The sequence below is a fragment of the Propionispora vibrioides genome (assembly GCF_900110485.1).
GTDB classification, from domain to species: Bacteria; Bacillota; Negativicutes; order Propionisporales; family Propionisporaceae; genus Propionispora; species Propionispora vibrioides.
Window position 1 is genome coordinate 259,508 of record NZ_FODY01000001.1, and the last position, 16,724, is coordinate 276,231.

The following is a 16,724-nucleotide window of genomic DNA, read 5'->3' on the forward strand; positions in this document are numbered from 1 at the left end:
ATTAACTGCGATGCCCTCATTTTTTCGGCTCTTCCGTCTTTTTCTGATTTGGAGCTTCACCTAAAATATAAGTGGCTATAATCAATTTAGTTTCCAAAATCTGATCATGCAAGTCAGTCGATATGCTGAGAACATTAGTAAAACGGGACAGATTATCCATTTTGGTTACAAAATCAAGAATGTTGTGAAAATCGCCATGAACCACCAGTTCCATCGGCAATGCCCGATAACCCTTTTGATTTATCATTTCACCGGGTTTTATCGAAACAAGTTCAAGTCCTGCTGCCTTGGTTTCCCGGTCTAGTTCCACCAATACATCGCTGACTTTGGCAGACTCGGGCAATAAAGTACCCAACTGGACTTCTTTCACATCCAGTTCGGCTACATATTGCTGCAGATCCGGGTGTTTCCGGGAGTAATCTTCCAATTGTTTTACAACCTGTTCTTCCTGCTGCAACGTAACGGTAAGTTCTGCCATACGTTCCCTTTGCGGCAAAATTACCATCATAATGAATATTACCACAAAAGCAGCCAGAATGGCAGTAGCCCCGGCAATCTTATTTTTCACAGATAACTGTTCAATATCCATTGTCAGCTTGCTCAGCAACGTATTCATGGTTTTGACTCCTTAAGCTGTACCGTAATCTCAAACCGGGTAGAAGGAACCACCTGCTCAGTCTTCCGTTCTCCTGTTGCCAATACGGGATTGGCAAAAACGTCATCGCTCTCGAGCCGGCTGATTAATGAGGCCAAATCGGTATATTTATCGGCAATTCCCACAATCTTGATGCGTTTTTCCTTTTCCTTATCATCCAATCCTACATGGGTAAACCAAACTTGCGGCGGTGTGATTTCCGCCAAGTGGGTAATCAAGGCATTCCAAGGCTTGCGCTCCTTAGTAAGCTCCGCTAAGATAATCTCTCTTTGACTAATTCTGCCCAAGCGGGTATTGGCCTCTGTCCGATTGTTTTCCACCGGGTGCAAGAGCTCGTGCTGGTTTTTCGCATCGGCAACCTGTTGTTCCAAATGCCACAGCCAGCCGGCATGATAAAAAAACAGCATGGCACATAGAGCCAGTGTTCCCGCCGTCATAGCAGTGATGATCCTGGTAACCGGAATCAACGAGGGACGTTCAGCTACTGGCAACAAGTTGATTTTAATCATCACTAAGCCCCCTTAAGCCCAAACCGACAGCAATCGCCAAACGTGCCGCCTCAGCAGTCAAATATTGTTTATCGTACATGGGAACAGTCTGTAACGTAAGTAAGGGATCGTGCACAGCAACGGGCAATTGCAATTGTTTCTGCAAAAACTCCGGTAAATGGGCCAGTTTAGCTCCGCCGCCGCTAAGATAAATCCGGTCCATTACCACACGAGGATTCTGCATTTGATAATATTCATAAGTCCGGCGTATTTCACGGCTTAGGTCTTCCGCCAGGATAATAAATTGCTGCCGCAGTGCCGCATAGGTATCATCTGTTGCTATCGCCGGCTGCGCTTGCAGCAAATTCAGTTCCTTGTTTTTAAGCTGCTCCGCCTCCGGATAGCTTACATTGCAGTGATGAATAACAGTCTCGGTAAACTGACGCCCGCCAAAAGGAATGGTGCGCACCAATACCGGTAAACGTCCCTGGTAGATAATAACCTGAGAAACAATCTCACCGATATCAACCACCATCATATTCTGATCCTGCACTAAGGTACGCTGCAAGGCCAGTGCCTCAAAATCAACAGTCAGCAATTTTAGATCGGCCTGGGAACATAAGTCCGAAATAACTTTGACATGCTCCTGCTGAGCGGCCACAATTAGTATCTTGGTCTCATTTTCAACGGTGTCCAGTACGGCAAAGTCATAATAATAAGATCCCGGTGCGTAAGGTACATACTGATCAATATCCCACTTGATGGCTTCCCGCATCTCCGGCTCACTCATTACTGGCAGGGAAATTTCACGGGAATAAGCTTTTCGGCCACCCAATCCGACGGTTACTTCCTTACACTGAATTCCCGTGGTCGCTACCAGTGTCCGGATAACGTCCGCCAGCTTTTCCGCATCGGCAATTGTCCCATCCTGCATGACACTTTCCGGAATGTCCGTCGAACCAATACGCTGCACAACTACACCGTCTCTGTGCCTGGCGACTTCCACAACTTTTATTGATGTGGCGCTGATATCCAGCCCTACATGTGAAGATGCTTTGGTTTTAAATAGTTTTGCAGCCCACGTTTTCATCTGTCATTCCCCTTGTCCATGGTGCGGGTTTTTACCAACAATTTGGCAGGCATAGGTAATCGCGGTAATAATATCAATGGCAAACTGCTGCTCCAAGGTTTTAATCTTGGAATACATCTCTCCCCGAGCAGTAGCAATATAACGGGAAGGCAAAAAGTTCAAGGCAATTGCGGCAATATCCGCCCGGCATTTCGGGCACTTACACATATCCTTATTCCGTTCAATCACTTCATCCAGTACTTCAAACACCAAGTCTTCCATGCAGTTTCTAACTTCCACGATCATCCCTCCTAATTGTTGTCCCACGTATATTGAATAATTTTATTTCCTGTTTTATCATCTTCGGAAATGGTATAGGAAACGGTAAGCTGCCGGGCAGCTGTGTGAACTTTGCCGGTTGAACTAATTTTACCAGACAGGGGATTCACCGTTACCTGGTACATCCCTTCCCCCAGTTTTGCCGATTCTCCCGGCCATAACGGATCTTGCGGCAATTGGCTGACTGCTTTTTTTACACCGGCCTCAGCTAAATAATGGGCAGCCATACCGTCGATATACCCGTCGGCAGACGCTCCCTCTGAAGCGCTGAGCTGCAGCATAGCACCGCCAATACCCAGGACTAGCAGCACCACGGCTAATACCACGCCGGTTACCATGCCACGCTCGTTCAAACAGGGCTTTGACCATCTCATATGGATACATCCTTCATGATCAACACCTCACGGCAATGAAAGATTGGGACAATAAACGACCGTTCTCAAATGTCCGACAGTTTGCCTGGCCACAGGCTCCCAAATATCAAATTCAATGGACACTTGCTGCGGCATACTGGGATCACGATGAAAGGATAAATTAGCAATACATTCCTCGGTTACCGGCTGGCTGGTGCCCGGCACACTCCGGTAAAGGGTTTTCATTCTTGTGCCGGCACCATTTCCCAACCTAAAGGAAACTGATTTTTTATATAATATTCCCCCGGAAGGGTTAGGGAGGTCAGAGTCCTGGAAATCAAGCTCACCGGCTTCCCTGCCGTTCGGAACAGGCAGGTAAATATAGCTGGTATAACGCAGCTGCCGTACCATAAAATCCATGGCAAACCGGGCTGCCTGCCGGGAATCAATCTGCTGTCGATGCTGCTGCCAAAGCCGGAGACTTTGCGTTCCCACCGGCAGTGCGGCCGTCATCACCAGCGTACTCAACAGCAAACCTACCAGCAGCTCTACAAACGAGATACCTGCCATAGACCAACGACAAGGTTTCATACAACCACCGGCCGGCCATTCTCGCTGCCGGCAGACACTTGAGTAAGCACGCAAAAAGTTTCGAGTACGACTTTCTGCGACTGACTATGCTCCTGCCAGGTCACCTGTACCGAAACCTGTACGAGCGAATACCGGCCAACCGGCCCAGCCTCGGTAACCTGCCCGTTTCGGATATAAACCGCTTGTCCACCGGGCTCGCTCAGCCGCTCTTCCGGCAATTGCCAGGGAAGCTCAACAAAATTTAGTTGTTTTCCGGTCTCAATGCCGGCCTTTAACTCCTCCAGCTTTTCCCGTGCCAGATTAGCAGCCAGCACAGCCCGGTGAGCATGCTGCGCACGCTGAAAGGCTTGGGTTGTCAATATCGTCAAAGAAGGTAATGCAATGAGTAGAATCAGCGCGGCAAATAATGCTTCGATCAGGAAAAAACCAGTCTGCCCACGAAAGTAACGCATATAAGCTTTCACACCTTTTCGCTTTATGCACCGCTGTCACTTACACGAACTCTGCCAATGGCCCCTTCAATCAATATATACTTAAATCTGCCGATTTTCTTGCTGCGTAAGGTAATAGTATAGCCGCTTTTCGGCACTCCGGCGACAGAAAAACTTACCGAAGGTGGCGGCGCTTTCAATTCAATGGATGAATCGAATTGAACCTGTTTAACAACCTGTAAATTGCTCATCAGATAATAACCAAAAGGAGCTGCGTTTCGAAATACCAATGTATAGGTTTTCCCTGGCGCCGCATTGAGCGAAAGCTGCTGCAAATAACGCAAATCAGAGGCTAGCAGCACAGCTGCCGATTCAAGGTCCCGTGCCGCCAATCCGTTATTTACCGCCGGAATCGCCATGGTAGCCGTCAACGCGACAATCAGAAAAATAGCTAACACTTCGGGGAAGGTAAAACCGCGCTGCATACGCTCACCCCATACATAAGCTCCAATACCACCGGATCAATTCCTGTCCGTAGAGCAGACTAAGAAAAGCCCCGGCAGCAATAAACGGTCCGAAGGGAATACAATCCCGCCGTCCCTTGCGCTTGAACAAGAGAATAAAAACAGCAACAACTCCGCCGATGACAAATGAGAGAAACAGTGCCAGCAAGGTAAGTTTAGCACCCAAATAAATTCCCAGCACCGTCGCCAGCTTAATATCGCCGCCGCCCATGCCACCCTTGCTGGCAATGGCGATGAGCAACAACAGTCCGCCGCCAGCTAAACTTCCAGCTATAATAGAAAGTAATCCTACAGACGGTGTCAAACATTCTATCAGTGCACCAGCCCCGGCCATAAATAATAACACCTTGTCCAAAATAAGCTGGTGGTCGTAATCAATATAAGTAATGACAAGTAAAAAAGAAGTCAGTATAAGAGCTTTAATTAAAGGAAACCCTATCCCAAAGACCGTATAGCACCAGATAAATAAGCAGCCTGTTAGGATTTCCACAAAAGTATATCGAATAGAATAAGGAGTACCGCACTGGCGGCAACGTCCACGTAAAAACAAATAGCTTAGTACTGGGATTAAATCAACCATCTGTAATCGACTCTGGCAGTGCATACAGTGCGATGGAGGGTAGGCAATAGAGTCTCCTTGAGGCAAACGATAAATACAAACATTAAGGAAACTACCCATACATAGACCAAATAAAAAGAAATATATAACAATCATTATAGTACCTCATTATAAAAAGAAAAGGTGATCAAGACAGTATAGCAAACTGCCTTGATCTACTAGAAATTAAACCATGCCACACCTTTACCTATATTTGTATGGGAGCTTATATTTCATCAGCCCGATAATTACCAATAACTGCACGTCCAGCATCTGCTCCTTCAGCACCTAGTGTGTATCCACCCGCAGGAATATCAGTGGCAGTAGTTACATGTTTCCCCTTAAATTTTCCAGTCGGAGCCGTCGGAATAGTATCACCAGCAAAATAGGTATTAAGATTAGCTATTGCCGCAGGCGCAGTTCCGCCATGATCAGCCGTATATTGCTGTATAGCACTGTCAAGTGCCTGTAAATCAGCCATCATTTTTGCTCCATTGGCTGAAGCTGTGGAGTCTACATATTTAGGAATCGCAATCGCCGCTAAAATACCCATAATAGCAACTACAACCAGCAATTCAATCAGAGTAAACCCTTGCTGACGCTTCAATAAGGTACGGATTTTTTTGAATATCATCTTTATCACCCCCTTTCAAAATGATTACAATGTTGCACCTGTCATAATATCAAACATTGGCAACATAATTGCGAGAATAATACTGCCAATGGTGATGCCTAAAACCACGATAATCAATGGCTCTATCAAGCTATTCAACCGGCCCACCATATCTTCCACTTCATTATCATAAAAATCGGCCACTTTTTCCAGCATCTGATCCAGACTGCCGCTTTCTTCACCGATGGCTACCATCTGCACCGTCATCGGTGTAAAAATCCGGCTGGCACCCAGAGTCTGTGCCAAGCCTTGACCCTCACGCAAACTAACTCTAGCTTGGCGCATAGCTTCGGTCATACTCAAATTGCCCAGTATTTTTTCGACAACCTCCAAGGCTACGATAATCGGCACACCGCCTCGCAGCAACGTACTTAATGTCCGGCTGAAGCGGGCGATGGAAATCTTGCGGGTCAAAATGCCAACCACTGGAAGGCGCAGAACTAATTGATCAAACTGTTTACGGAAGGAAGGTTTGCGTAAAGCAAAGACAAAGCCATAACCTAAACCGCCAATACATACCAAGAGCACCAAGTAATGATGTTGTAATACATCGCTGACAGCCAGGAGCAGTTTCGTCATAAACGGCAGCTCTACGTGCATATCAGCAAACATTTTAGTAAAAGTTGGCAATACAAAGGTAAGAATAAAGACAACCACCAAGCAGGCAATCCCCATAACCACAGCAGGATAAACCATCGCTGACTTTACCTTTTCATTCAGCTTATGCTCTTTTTCAAAGTGAGCAGCCAGTCTCTCCAGTACATCATCCAGCACCCCACCTAGTTCGCCAGCCTCAATTAAGTTAATCATTAAGGGTGGGAAAATACGGGGATACTTTCCTAATGACCGCGAGAGTGTATCTCCCTCCCGCACCTGTTTATAGCAATCCTGCAAGGCTTCCTTCAATAAGGAGTTCTCGCACTGCTCCACCAAAATATTTACACAGGATAGAATAGGCATACCGGCATTAATCATCGTACTGAATTGGCGACACATCACCGCCAAATCCTTCGTTTTCACCCGACGCAGACTTTTTAATAACTGCCCGGTAGAGGTTTTGCTCTTTTCTTCCTGCAGGGAAGTAATAAAATACCCTTGTTCCCGGACATAGGTCGCAGCAGCCGTCTGATCCTCCGCCAGTACCACACCAGATAAGATGTGGCCGGAACGGTCCCGTGCCTTATATTGAAAGTTTTTGGCCATATCCTATCCACCTCACGTACTGTCAAGACTCAATATTGCTGCGTTAATTTCACAAACGTCTCCGGATTGCTGGCCCGGATGATGGCATCTTCATAAGTAATGGCACCGCTGGTATATAAAGCTTTCAAGGAAGAATCCATTGATTGCATCCCATTACGAGCGCCTGTCTGGATAATTGACAAAATTTGATGGCTCTTCCCCTCACGAATCAAATTACGCACTGCCGGCGTAGCCGTCAAAATTTCCAGAGCCACTACCCGGCCTGTCCCATCACGGCGCGGGATCAGTTGCTGGGAAATAATCCCTTGCAATGTTAATGATAACTGTACACGTATCTGCTGCTGCTGATAAGGCGGGAACACATCAATAATCCGGTCGATCGTTTGGGAGGCATCACCGGTATGTAAGGTAGCAAACACCAAATGTCCTGTCTCAGCCGCCGTTACCGCAATGCCGATAGTTTCAGCATCCCGCATTTCTCCCACCAGAATGACATCAGGATCCTCCCGCAGAGCTGCCCGTAACGCATTGGCAAAGGATTTGCTGTCGGCGTGGATTTCCCGCTGATTGACAATGCTTTTCCGATGTTTATGCAGATACTCGATCGGATCCTCTAAAGTAAGAATATGACAGGCCCGCTCGTTGTTAATTAAATCAATCATAGCAGCCAGAGTTGTTGATTTACCACTGCCGGTTGGACCGGTGACCAATACCAGTCCTCTAGAATTGCGTGCCAACGTTTTTAATATCTCAGGGTGACCCAATTGGTCTAGCGTTGAAATTCGTTCATTCACCACCCGGATAGCCAATCCCATGGAGCCGCGCTGCCGAAATAAATTCACCCGAAACCGGCTGACACCGGGAATAGCAAAAGAAAAATCAAGTTCACCCTGTTCCATAAACCGCTGCCGTTGTTCTTCTTTGGTAATCTCTTCAACAAAAGAAGCAGTATCCTGGACGGAAAGAACGGGATGTTCCGTTCTAACCAGTTGCCCGTTAATCCGGAAAACCGGCGGAACGCCGACTGTAATATGAACATCAGATGCACGGCGCTCTACCGCTTCTTGCAATAATTGTTTCAACATAGTTTATATCTCCCAATAAAGTCAATCAACTTATAAGGTTGCATAAGCAACTCGCATGACTTCGGTCACTGTTGTATAACCCTGTAGGGCTTTCTGCAGTCCATCATCCTTCATCGAATACATCCCTTGCTTAATCGCCATATTCTTGATTTCATCAGCTGAAACCCTCTTGGCTATCAATTCCCGTAACAGCGGCGAAACCGGCATCACTTCATGAATAGCCATACGCCCCTGATAGCCGCTGTTGCCGCATTCTGAACAACCGGTTCCCCGGTAAAGCACAACCTCCTGGCTGCTCTGTTCGCCAAGAAAAGCTCGTTCCGGTGATCCTGGTGCCGAACAGTAGGCTTGCTTGCAAGCCGGGCAAATAACCCGGACCAGGCGCTGAGCAATAACCCCCAGTACTGAAGAAGCCACCAAGAAAGGCTCCACTCCCATATCCAGCAACCGACTAATTGCCCCCGGCGCGTCATTGGTATGTAAGGTACTTAGCACTAGATGCCCAGTCAAAGCAGCCCTTATAGCAATATCAGCCGTTTCCCCGTCCCGGATTTCCCCTACCATCACAATATTGGGATCCTGCCGTAAAATAGACCGCAGTCCACCTGCAAAGGTCATACCTGTCTTGAGATTGACCTGCACTTGATTGATACCTTCCAGACGGTATTCCACGGGATCTTCAATGGTAATCACATTTTTAGCCGGTGTGCTTAGCTCACCCAAAGTGGAATATAACGTAGTCGTTTTACCTGACCCGGTAGGGCCGGTCACCAAGATCATCCCATAGGACTGGTTGAACAGTTTTCGATATTGCTTCAGATTATCCGCTGAAAACCCCAAACGGGCAATATCCAGCATAACCGCCTGCTTGTCCAGTATTCGCATAACCACTTTTTCGCCAAAAATGGTCGGCAGGGTAGATACCCTGATATCAATAGTCCGACCGGCCTCCTGAATCTGGATACGGCCGTCCTGCGGTACCCGCCGCTCCGAAATATCCATTTGACTCATAATTTTAATCCGCGAAATAATGGCAGCATGAATGTTCATGGTAAAAGAAGATATTTCCCTAAGTACACCGTCAATCCGGAAACGGACCCGCAGATTTACCTCCTGCGGTTCGATGTGAATATCACTAGCCCGTTCGCGTACAGCCTGACTGAATAAGCTATTTACAATTCCGATGACCGGCGCATCATCCGCCGTCTGGATTTGTTCCATCTCCAGCGTTTCTTCCGGTCGCAGACGGTTAATTGCCTTTTCCACCAACTCATTGACACCATAGGCTTTACTGATCGCCCGCAGAACATCTCTCTCTCGGGCAATAGTTGGCAACACTTCGCAGCCGGAAAACAAACGGACATCATCGATCGCATAAAAGTTAGTCGGGTCCACCATGGCTAAGGTTAATTTACGTCCCTGCTTATTGACCGGAATTACCTTATACTTTTCCGCCATCTGCACCGGTATCTGCCCGGCAACCGCTGCCGGTATATGCAGGTTACTCAGGTCTATATGAGGGACTCCCAGCTGAAATTCCAGCACTTCGATCATATTCTCTTCGGTAATATAGCCTAAGTTTAAGATCACTTTACCGATTCTTTCCTTGGTCTGGCGCTGCACCTGCAAGGCTTTTGCCAATTGTTCCGGTGTGATCAACCCGGTTTCCACCAACAGGTCACCCAGTCTCTTCCGATTGGATATCAAAACTCATACCACCGCCTTACATAGCAGAATGAAAAATTACTAACCTGGCAATAGAACTTTTTAGCAATCCGGCATTTTAAAGCTTTGATACATTACAGGTACAGGAGCTTCACATCCTGTCCACAACGAAAAGGCTAACGCGCCCTGTTCAATCAACATACCGTCACCGGTAACAATTTTATGTCCCAAAGCAGCCGCTGTTTTTAGAAAAACAGTTTCTAATGGATTATATACCAAATCACAAACCGTAATGGTTTTAGAGACAGCTTGCCAGTCAACAAAAGGCTGACTATCCAGTTTAGGCACCATTCCCAGGGAAGTACAGTTTACAAGAATATCACAGGCACTTAGCTGTTCGCTAAACTCCGTTCCTTCTTGCCACAAACAAAAAGTAACTTTATCAGAATTAGAAAAGAGCTTTAAAAAATGCATTGCTTTTTCCTGGTCGCGAGCACATATTGTAATTGACGTCACAGCTTGCTGCAACAAGCCACAAACCACAGCCCGGGCCGCTCCCCCCGCCCCCAGGATTACTACTTTTTTTCCCGAAGGGTTTACACCCTTCGCCAAAAGAGCTTTAATAAAACCGTCGCCATCGGTATTATAACCGATGCAAACTCCTTCGCGAATGACGAGCGTATTAACCGCGCCGATTTTCGTCGCACTCTCATCAAGCTTATCCAAATATTTCATAATATCCACTTTATGCGGTATGGTAACATTGACTCCGGCAAAATCCAGCGCCTTCAATCCCTCAACCGCAGCTTCCAAATGCTCAGGTTCAACGGGTAGTGGAACATACACATAATCCAACCCGGCCGCTTTAAAAGCGGCATTTTGTATTGCCGGTGACTGAGAATGTCCTACCGGCCAGCCGATGATTCCAATCTTTTTTGTTTTCCCTGTTATCATAACGAGTTCCTCAATCCTTGCACATAGTCATCTGTTTTGTTATTTATTTAACTTTATCAACAATCCTCTTTGTTCCAATTTTACCAATAACCTGCGTTCTAACATTCGTACCAGCTTAGTAATAGGCAATTCATGGCTACTCAAAGGAACAACCAGGATCGTATAGCAACCTAGCCGATTCCCACCATAAATATCTGTAAAGATCTGGTCACCAATAACGGCTACTTCTTGCGGTACTAAACCCATGTTACGGATAGCTTTGGCAAAACCGTAGTTAGCCGGTTTACGTGCCCAGGATATATAATCAATATTAAGGCTTCGGGCAATTCCAGCTACCCGCTTTTCATAGCTGTTGGAAACCAGGCATAGTTGTAACCCCTTCTCTTTTGCGCATTGCAGCCAGTTGCTGATTTCACCGGGAATTTGACAACCTCCCCAGGGAAGAAGCGTATTGTCCAAATCAAAAAGTAAACCTTTAATGTTCTTTTGCGAAATACCCGCCCAAGGAATCTCCTGGAGGGATTTTACATAGAGATCAGGACAAAAAAGTTTATAAAAAAGAATCGTCAAATACCCCCTACTAAAAGCAATTTAGCCTTTATTGAAGAACATGAGCCGTTAAGAATATGACAATTTCCGATTCGCTGCCCGTATTGCTTACACTTTTAAACAGTGAACCCAATATGGGTAAATCACCTAAGAAAGGAACTTTCGTAATAGTCTTTGACTCCTGACTGCCAATCAAACCGCCAATCACCATAGTTTCTCCGTCCTTCATTCGCACATTGGTTTCGGCTTCCCTTGTCGTAATTTGATATTGCTTGATATCAGAAACCAGCTGCGGCGTACTAACTTCAGTCCGCACATTGGCGGTTATTTGCCCGTCAGCCCCTACTACCGGAGTATAAGTTAACTTTATCCCTGTATCAATATAGGTTGTAGAAGTAGAAGTTGTCCCATTGGCCACAGTATTAGTCTGCACCGGAATCCGGTCTCCTATTAATATACGGGCCTGTTTACCGTTCACAGTAATAACCTTAGGCTGAGACAGAATCTTTGCATTCCCTTTGCTTACAAGAGCATTGATTTTAGCTGAATAATAAAATTCATAAGGCAACCCGTTTATAGGTGATGAACCGAACTGAATAATTCCCGGATAACCACCACCTACACTAGAACTTGCATGACGAGTAATTGTCCCCTGATCAGTCATAACATATTTACCTGTATCAGAATCATAGCTATAGGTAGGAGGATCGTATTCCACACTCTTCGGCGTCTCATCCCAAGTCCAGCTAATCCCTAAATCCTTAGTTGCTGATTTACTAATAGCAACTACCTTGGCTTCCAGCTCTACCTGCTGCAACCGTTTATCCAGTTCACCAACGATTTGCTTTATTCGGGAAATCCCAAGCGAGGAACCGGTAACCAGCAGGGAATTGGAAGGAATATCGGTCTCTACCTTTACTTTTAACCCTTCTGCCGCTGACGTAATAGTATCTTTCATATCCGGTGCCGTAACATATTGCAATTTAATTACCGCAGAATCGGCCACATCAGCCCGTTCAAAAATGATGGTGTTATCCACTTTATGATATGTAAGTCCTTTGGCCTGGGCAATTAAATCAATCGCCGTGTCCAGCGAAACATTTTCCATTCGGACCGTAATGGTCGGCGAATCTTTGGCTGCCGATTCGTCAATAATCATATTAACACCGCTTAACAGCGATAACGTATGTAAGACAATCCGGATATCCTCCTGAATAAAATTTAAGCTGATCGAACCCGGATTAGCAAAGCATAATGGAGAAACGACAAAGATATGAATTACAATTATCGTAATTACAGCGATTACCTTATTGCGCCATGTTATGTATTGGGTCATTGCCACTACCTGTCCTTTCTTTTGCTATGCCTTTTTCCGATTTTATATTGTCAGTGATAGGTAGAATGATCTCTCCGGCCGGGCCGGTTAGCGACACTATATCTGACGCGATTCCTTTAACTCGATAAAGGCCGATCCATTCTCCTAGACGATAGGCTCTGGACTGTTTGCCGTCATTGATAACAGCCAATTGTTGCCCGTCATCACTGCTTACAATACCTGTAACACTGATTTTAGGAACTTCAGTTGCCGCTTTTGCTGCCCCATGTCCATCATCGAAAGAAGACATCTGCCCTGATCCCGGCGATAGCTGCTGCTCTGGTGGTTCTTTACCATCCGTGCTTTTGGCCTGGTTATTTAAATATTCCGGTGGAACAGCGAAGGGATTGCGAACTGCCTCCTGTTTTTTTTCAACGGCAGGAATGGTTACATTAACGTTTTTGACTACAACCGCCTTTTTCACTTGAACGCTTTTGTCGGCAAGAACTGGTTGAGGAACCGATTCGCCAGTATGATCCGGCGCGACATATATATAGACAGCTAGTGCCGTCACACCTATGGCTATAATTGCGATAAGCTTCGACGACAAAGATGACATATCTTGTTTAATCTTCAAAAAGATCGCACCGTCCTTTTAGTATAAAGTATAAAAATACATCTAATTTTCTATATCTAGTGCCTTTTAAGAGAAATTGATTTTCCATTCTAGAATAATCTAATAAATTTCTCTACAAAAAACAGAAACCCATCTGAAAATATTCAGATGGGGGGTTACGCTACTCACTCCTATTGGTTCAAGCGTCCAGATACAAACCAATATTCATCGCTTCCATACAAAATGTACGCATATATTGTAAAAAACTTTCATTTATAATCATTATTTATTTTACCTTTTTTGTCAACCACTAATTTTGCTGTAATTTGTCAATTGTAATATTTTTGTGGCTAAGAACCATTATTTTTAATCAATTTGTATTAATTATAACAATTCTATCATATGGCTACTACTTAGCCATTGACCACAAACAGGGAAGTTATTTCGTAAATTTTTGATAGCTGCTAAAGATAATTCATTAAAATTAAGAAACAAAGTTAGGCAACTAAAAAATTAATCGTTAAATGTTTAGAAAAACAATGCTCAATATTTGTATTATCTGGTATAATAATCCGGAAGACTATTATATTATTATACATATTAATATAATATTTAAGCTATTCTCCATTTTACATTGAGGGAAAAAATATGAAAAATCAAAGGGGCTCCTTGTTAATTGATATTTTAATTGGGTGTTTAATACTATCAGTGGCATTGCTCTCTATAGGCTTCGCCTTTCAACATTCTGTACGTGCATCATCATACGTTGAAAACTATAACGGTGCTTTACGTATAGCACAACAAGCAGCCGAGGCATTACGAGTGAATGATGGTACAAACAGCTTTACCATCAATATACCCGATAAAATAACAACTGGAAATATGACTTATACTGTTAGTGTCTCGACACCGGCACCAGTTGCAGGAAACGCTAATTTATTATCTGTTAATATAACCGTATCTTGGGGAGCGAATAACATGACTATAACAAACTACTATTATTTAAAACCATGAAAATGGGAAAAAACGAAAAAGGGTTAACCATAGTCGAATTACTTGTCGGAATAGCAATTCTATCAATTATCGGTGCAGGGATATTTGGAATCATGTTTACCTCAAATCAAATATATAACACTTCTTCTAGTAGACTTGATGCGGCCACATATAACCGAGAGGTTTCCGCAGCAATTACCAACGAACTTCGGTATGCTAGTAAAGTTAAAGCATTAGGATCAACCTTGCAATACACTGTCGCATCTAATAGCCGTGAAATAAAATTGGATACAATACAACACGCTTTAATTGCTAATGAATTTATCATTGCTCCCGGGCAAGTTGAAAGCTTAAACTTTACCGCTAAAAATAGTAATGGCAAAGCAACTATTACTGCAATATTTAATTTATACGGAAAAAGTAATAACACGGTTACCATTACGACCATTAATTCTGCTACAATAGAATAAGTGTGGTGATATTATGAATCAAAAAGGATATGCTACTATATTGTCAATACTTACTACTGTTTTTCTACTCGGGATGATGGCTGTTTTATTTCCAAAATTAAATAATGCTATATTCGCCAGCAGCACAGAGCATAATTCACTATCTGCTCAGTACGCAGCTGAGTCAGGCGCCAAGAAAGCGATTTCTACTTTTTACCAATCATCTCAAGACTGGAAGTGGTTAAATAGTTGGCAAGACATAGGAGATGCACAATATAATGTGCAGATTAGCCCAGTTCCCTCAAGTCCAGCGACTGCGGGAGCTTATACCGTTACCTCAACAGGTAGAGAGGGAAATTCAAGCAAAACCACACATGTTACGGTAACTGTTTCAGGAGGTGATCCGACTGGCCCGGCTGTTCCTTCTGGATCTGATTACGCAATGTATTCAGATAGTAATATTATTCTATCAGGTAATCTACTTCTGCATGGAAAACTGGTAGCAAAGGGAACTGTAACACGCAGCGGGACAGTAAATTATGGCGATCACGATTCTGCAATAATACAAAATCCAAAAGAAAAATGGTGGTTTGCTGACTACAATACTTTTAAAACCGCAAAAACTGCGCAAAGCTTTCTTGATAGCACGAATAGGCCTATAAATACAAAGATAACTCGTAGTAGTGATCTTACAGGCCAAAACTATAACAACCAGACTATTATTATAAATGGGGACTTAACTATGGCCGGTAATAAGAGTTTCAATAATACGACCCTGCTGGTGTCTGGTAATATTACTTATTCTGGAACGATGAATTTTAATTCTAATTGTTTAGTGGTTGCTGGAAATAGCATTACAATGAGTGGCAGTAATCTTGGTGGTGCGGTGTATATATCATATGGCTCAATTACGTATAGTGGAATTTTAAACGGTGGGGCAGTATATGCAAAGGGCAATATAACTTCCAGTGGCAATAATACAATAACCTATTCAAAAGAAGCCATGAATTATAATCAATTAATAGATGATTCATCGGAATCAGGATCTGCTTCAACCGTAGAAGTAGGAACTTGGTACTAGTACTTATTAACACAATACGATAGTTAATCTGGCATTGATACAATACAATAACGATTTATCTTAGAGGAATTAAAAACAGTCATTCGCTCTCAACAGTTGAATGACTGTTTTTAATTTTATTCCCCTATGATATTCTCCACATCGCTCTGCACTTTGCAGAGCTTTAATTTTTCCCCGTTCTTGCCTTCCTTCTCGCAACTGCCGCAGATGCCCTCACCGCAGCACATGGTGGCGTTGTTGGTGGCTGCCATGGGGATATTGATATTGGCGGCCTGCATGGCGGCGATGACGGCCTGGTGCTGTTCATCCGGGCCGGCACTGACTACCAGATCGATTTTGCCACGAATGGTTTCATCCAGGCGTTTCATGCCGTTTTGCCGCATGGAACGCACCGGCTCAACAGTTACACCCAATTGTCGCAGTTCTTCTTCAATAAACAGCGCTTTTACTTTACCCGGTGCCAAAATGGCGATTACCTGATTCTTATTTTCCACCAGCTTTTTAATCAATGGCAATGCCGGTGCCTGGCCAATGCCGCCGGCTACCACCAGCACTCGGCCACCGGTAAGGTTCTCAATCCAGGGCTGCCCAAAGACTCCGTTATAATAAGGCCCCTTCACGGCTAAACGCCGGTTACCTTTCCAGAATATCCGGCCCGATTTAGGACCGACCACTTCAATGGCCACTTTGATTTTGTTGGCCGTGACATCCATAATTCCTACCGGAAACTGGCAAAACTGTGGATCATCAGGCTTACGTAAAAAAACAAAGGACCCTGTCTTCTGCAATTGTTCAGCCAATGGCGCCGATACGGGAAACTCCAGAATATACATATGATCTGCCATAGCCTTGACAATAGTATATTCTGCCTCTTCCTCCAGACGGCTCAGGACCTTCTCTCCCTGCCCCTCCACCGCGGTTTGCCAGAATTTTTCGTATAGCACACAAATACCGCACCAGTTACAGTCACAGGTATTTTCCCCTCTTAACTGACTGCAAAAAACACAGTTATTGGTCTGCGCCAACAGACAGGGGCAATACTTGGAGTTAAGATCAATACACCTTAAATGTATATTACGCATATTTCGCCTCC

21 protein-coding genes and 1 riboswitch are annotated in these 16,724 nt (G+C 44.5%); of the genes, 3 read left to right on the forward strand and 18 right to left on the reverse strand.

Annotated features, from left to right (window positions below):
* Positions 1-16: 16 nt before the first annotated feature.
* From BMW43_RS01365 to BMW43_RS01445, 17 genes are all read right to left on the reverse strand, one after another.
* Positions 17-616, reverse strand: coding sequence for a type IV pilus inner membrane component PilO (locus BMW43_RS01365; RefSeq protein ID WP_091743592.1), 600 nt, complete (start codon positions 614-616; stop codon positions 17-19).
* Entirely contained in the window at positions 613-1,164 is a 552-nt protein-coding gene (locus BMW43_RS01370; protein WP_091743593.1) for a PilN domain-containing protein, read from the reverse strand. Before BMW43_RS01370 ends, BMW43_RS01365 begins: the two co-directional genes overlap by 4 nt.
* Positions 1,157-2,233, reverse strand: a complete 1,077-nt coding sequence (gene pilM, locus BMW43_RS01375) for a type IV pilus assembly protein PilM (RefSeq protein ID WP_091743594.1) — start codon at positions 2,231-2,233, stop codon at positions 1,157-1,159. The genes BMW43_RS01370 and pilM overlap by 8 nt, the downstream gene beginning before the upstream one ends.
* Positions 2,234-2,236: 3 nt before the next feature.
* Positions 2,237-2,518 (reverse strand): late competence development ComFB family protein, encoded by a 282-nt coding sequence (locus tag BMW43_RS01380; protein ID WP_245732174.1) that lies wholly within the window; start codon positions 2,516-2,518, stop codon positions 2,237-2,239.
* 5 nt (positions 2,519-2,523) lie between these two features.
* A complete protein-coding gene (locus BMW43_RS01385; RefSeq protein ID WP_091743596.1) occupies positions 2,524-2,925 on the reverse strand; it encodes a hypothetical protein in 402 nt (133 codons plus the stop codon).
* A gap of 27 nt (positions 2,926-2,952) precedes the next feature.
* Complete coding sequence (locus tag BMW43_RS01390) at positions 2,953-3,495, reverse strand: PilW family protein (protein WP_143050555.1); 543 nt, start codon at positions 3,493-3,495, stop codon at positions 2,953-2,955.
* Positions 3,492-3,947: a type IV pilus modification PilV family protein gene (locus BMW43_RS01395; RefSeq protein WP_091743598.1), complete on the reverse strand. Its 456-nt coding sequence runs from the start codon at positions 3,945-3,947 to the stop codon at positions 3,492-3,494. The genes BMW43_RS01390 and BMW43_RS01395 overlap by 4 nt, the downstream gene beginning before the upstream one ends.
* Before the next feature lie 23 nt (positions 3,948-3,970).
* Positions 3,971-4,411, reverse strand: coding sequence for a hypothetical protein (locus BMW43_RS01400; RefSeq protein ID WP_091743599.1), 441 nt, complete (start codon positions 4,409-4,411; stop codon positions 3,971-3,973).
* Positions 4,412-4,415: 4 nt separating this feature from the next.
* The gene (locus BMW43_RS01405; RefSeq protein WP_091743600.1) at positions 4,416-5,165 is read right to left on the reverse strand and encodes a prepilin peptidase; all 750 of its coding nucleotides are present in this window, start codon (positions 5,163-5,165) and stop codon (positions 4,416-4,418) included.
* A 109-nt stretch (positions 5,166-5,274) separates the two neighbouring features.
* The gene (locus tag BMW43_RS21655) at positions 5,275-5,682 is read right to left on the reverse strand and encodes a type IV pilin protein (protein WP_091743601.1); all 408 of its coding nucleotides are present in this window, start codon (positions 5,680-5,682) and stop codon (positions 5,275-5,277) included.
* A gap of 24 nt (positions 5,683-5,706) precedes the next feature.
* Positions 5,707-6,924 carry a type II secretion system F family protein gene (locus BMW43_RS01415; RefSeq protein WP_091743602.1) on the reverse strand — a complete coding sequence of 406 codons (1,218 nt, stop codon included), beginning with the start codon at positions 6,922-6,924 and terminating at the stop codon, positions 5,707-5,709.
* Positions 6,925-6,953: 29 nt separating this feature from the next.
* Complete coding sequence (locus tag BMW43_RS01420) at positions 6,954-8,009, reverse strand: type IV pilus twitching motility protein PilT (protein ID WP_177173424.1); 1,056 nt, start codon at positions 8,007-8,009, stop codon at positions 6,954-6,956.
* 30 nt (positions 8,010-8,039) lie between these two features.
* Complete coding sequence (gene gspE / locus BMW43_RS01425; protein ID WP_091743603.1) at positions 8,040-9,716, reverse strand: type II secretion system ATPase GspE; 1,677 nt, start codon at positions 9,714-9,716, stop codon at positions 8,040-8,042.
* A gap of 60 nt (positions 9,717-9,776) precedes the next feature.
* The gene (locus tag BMW43_RS01430; protein WP_091743604.1) at positions 9,777-10,628 is read right to left on the reverse strand and encodes a shikimate dehydrogenase; all 852 of its coding nucleotides are present in this window, start codon (positions 10,626-10,628) and stop codon (positions 9,777-9,779) included.
* A 39-nt stretch (positions 10,629-10,667) separates the two neighbouring features.
* Positions 10,668-11,198 (reverse strand): YqeG family HAD IIIA-type phosphatase, encoded by a 531-nt coding sequence (locus BMW43_RS01435; RefSeq protein WP_177173425.1) that lies wholly within the window; start codon positions 11,196-11,198, stop codon positions 10,668-10,670.
* A 28-nt stretch (positions 11,199-11,226) separates the two neighbouring features.
* Positions 11,227-12,513: a secretin GspD/PilQ domain-containing protein gene (locus BMW43_RS01440; RefSeq protein WP_091743606.1), complete on the reverse strand. Its 1,287-nt coding sequence runs from the start codon at positions 12,511-12,513 to the stop codon at positions 11,227-11,229.
* A complete protein-coding gene (locus tag BMW43_RS01445; protein ID WP_091743607.1) occupies positions 12,485-13,129 on the reverse strand; it encodes a hypothetical protein in 645 nt (214 codons plus the stop codon). The genes BMW43_RS01440 and BMW43_RS01445 overlap by 29 nt, the downstream gene beginning before the upstream one ends.
* 141 nt (positions 13,130-13,270) lie before the next feature.
* Positions 13,271-13,353, reverse strand: a riboswitch (cyclic di-GMP riboswitch).
* Between the two features lie 403 nt (positions 13,354-13,756).
* Between BMW43_RS01445 and BMW43_RS01450 the strand changes: the two genes are divergently transcribed.
* From BMW43_RS01450 to BMW43_RS01460, 3 genes are read left to right on the forward strand one after another with little or no spacing between them, the layout of a single operon-like run.
* The gene (locus BMW43_RS01450) at positions 13,757-14,122 is read left to right on the forward strand and encodes a type IV pilus modification PilV family protein (RefSeq protein ID WP_091743608.1); all 366 of its coding nucleotides are present in this window, start codon (positions 13,757-13,759) and stop codon (positions 14,120-14,122) included.
* Between the two features lie 2 nt (positions 14,123-14,124).
* Positions 14,125-14,571 carry a PilW family protein gene (locus BMW43_RS01455; protein WP_177173426.1) on the forward strand — a complete coding sequence of 149 codons (447 nt, stop codon included), beginning with the start codon at positions 14,125-14,127 and terminating at the stop codon, positions 14,569-14,571.
* Between the two features lie 13 nt (positions 14,572-14,584).
* A complete protein-coding gene (locus BMW43_RS01460) occupies positions 14,585-15,631 on the forward strand; it encodes a hypothetical protein (protein WP_091743610.1) in 1,047 nt (348 codons plus the stop codon).
* Between the two features lie 116 nt (positions 15,632-15,747).
* On the opposite strand, the gene BMW43_RS01465 is transcribed toward BMW43_RS01460, so the two are convergent.
* Complete coding sequence (locus BMW43_RS01465; RefSeq protein ID WP_091743611.1) at positions 15,748-16,713, reverse strand: hypothetical protein; 966 nt, start codon at positions 16,711-16,713, stop codon at positions 15,748-15,750.
* Between the last annotated feature and the right edge of the window lie 11 nt (positions 16,714-16,724).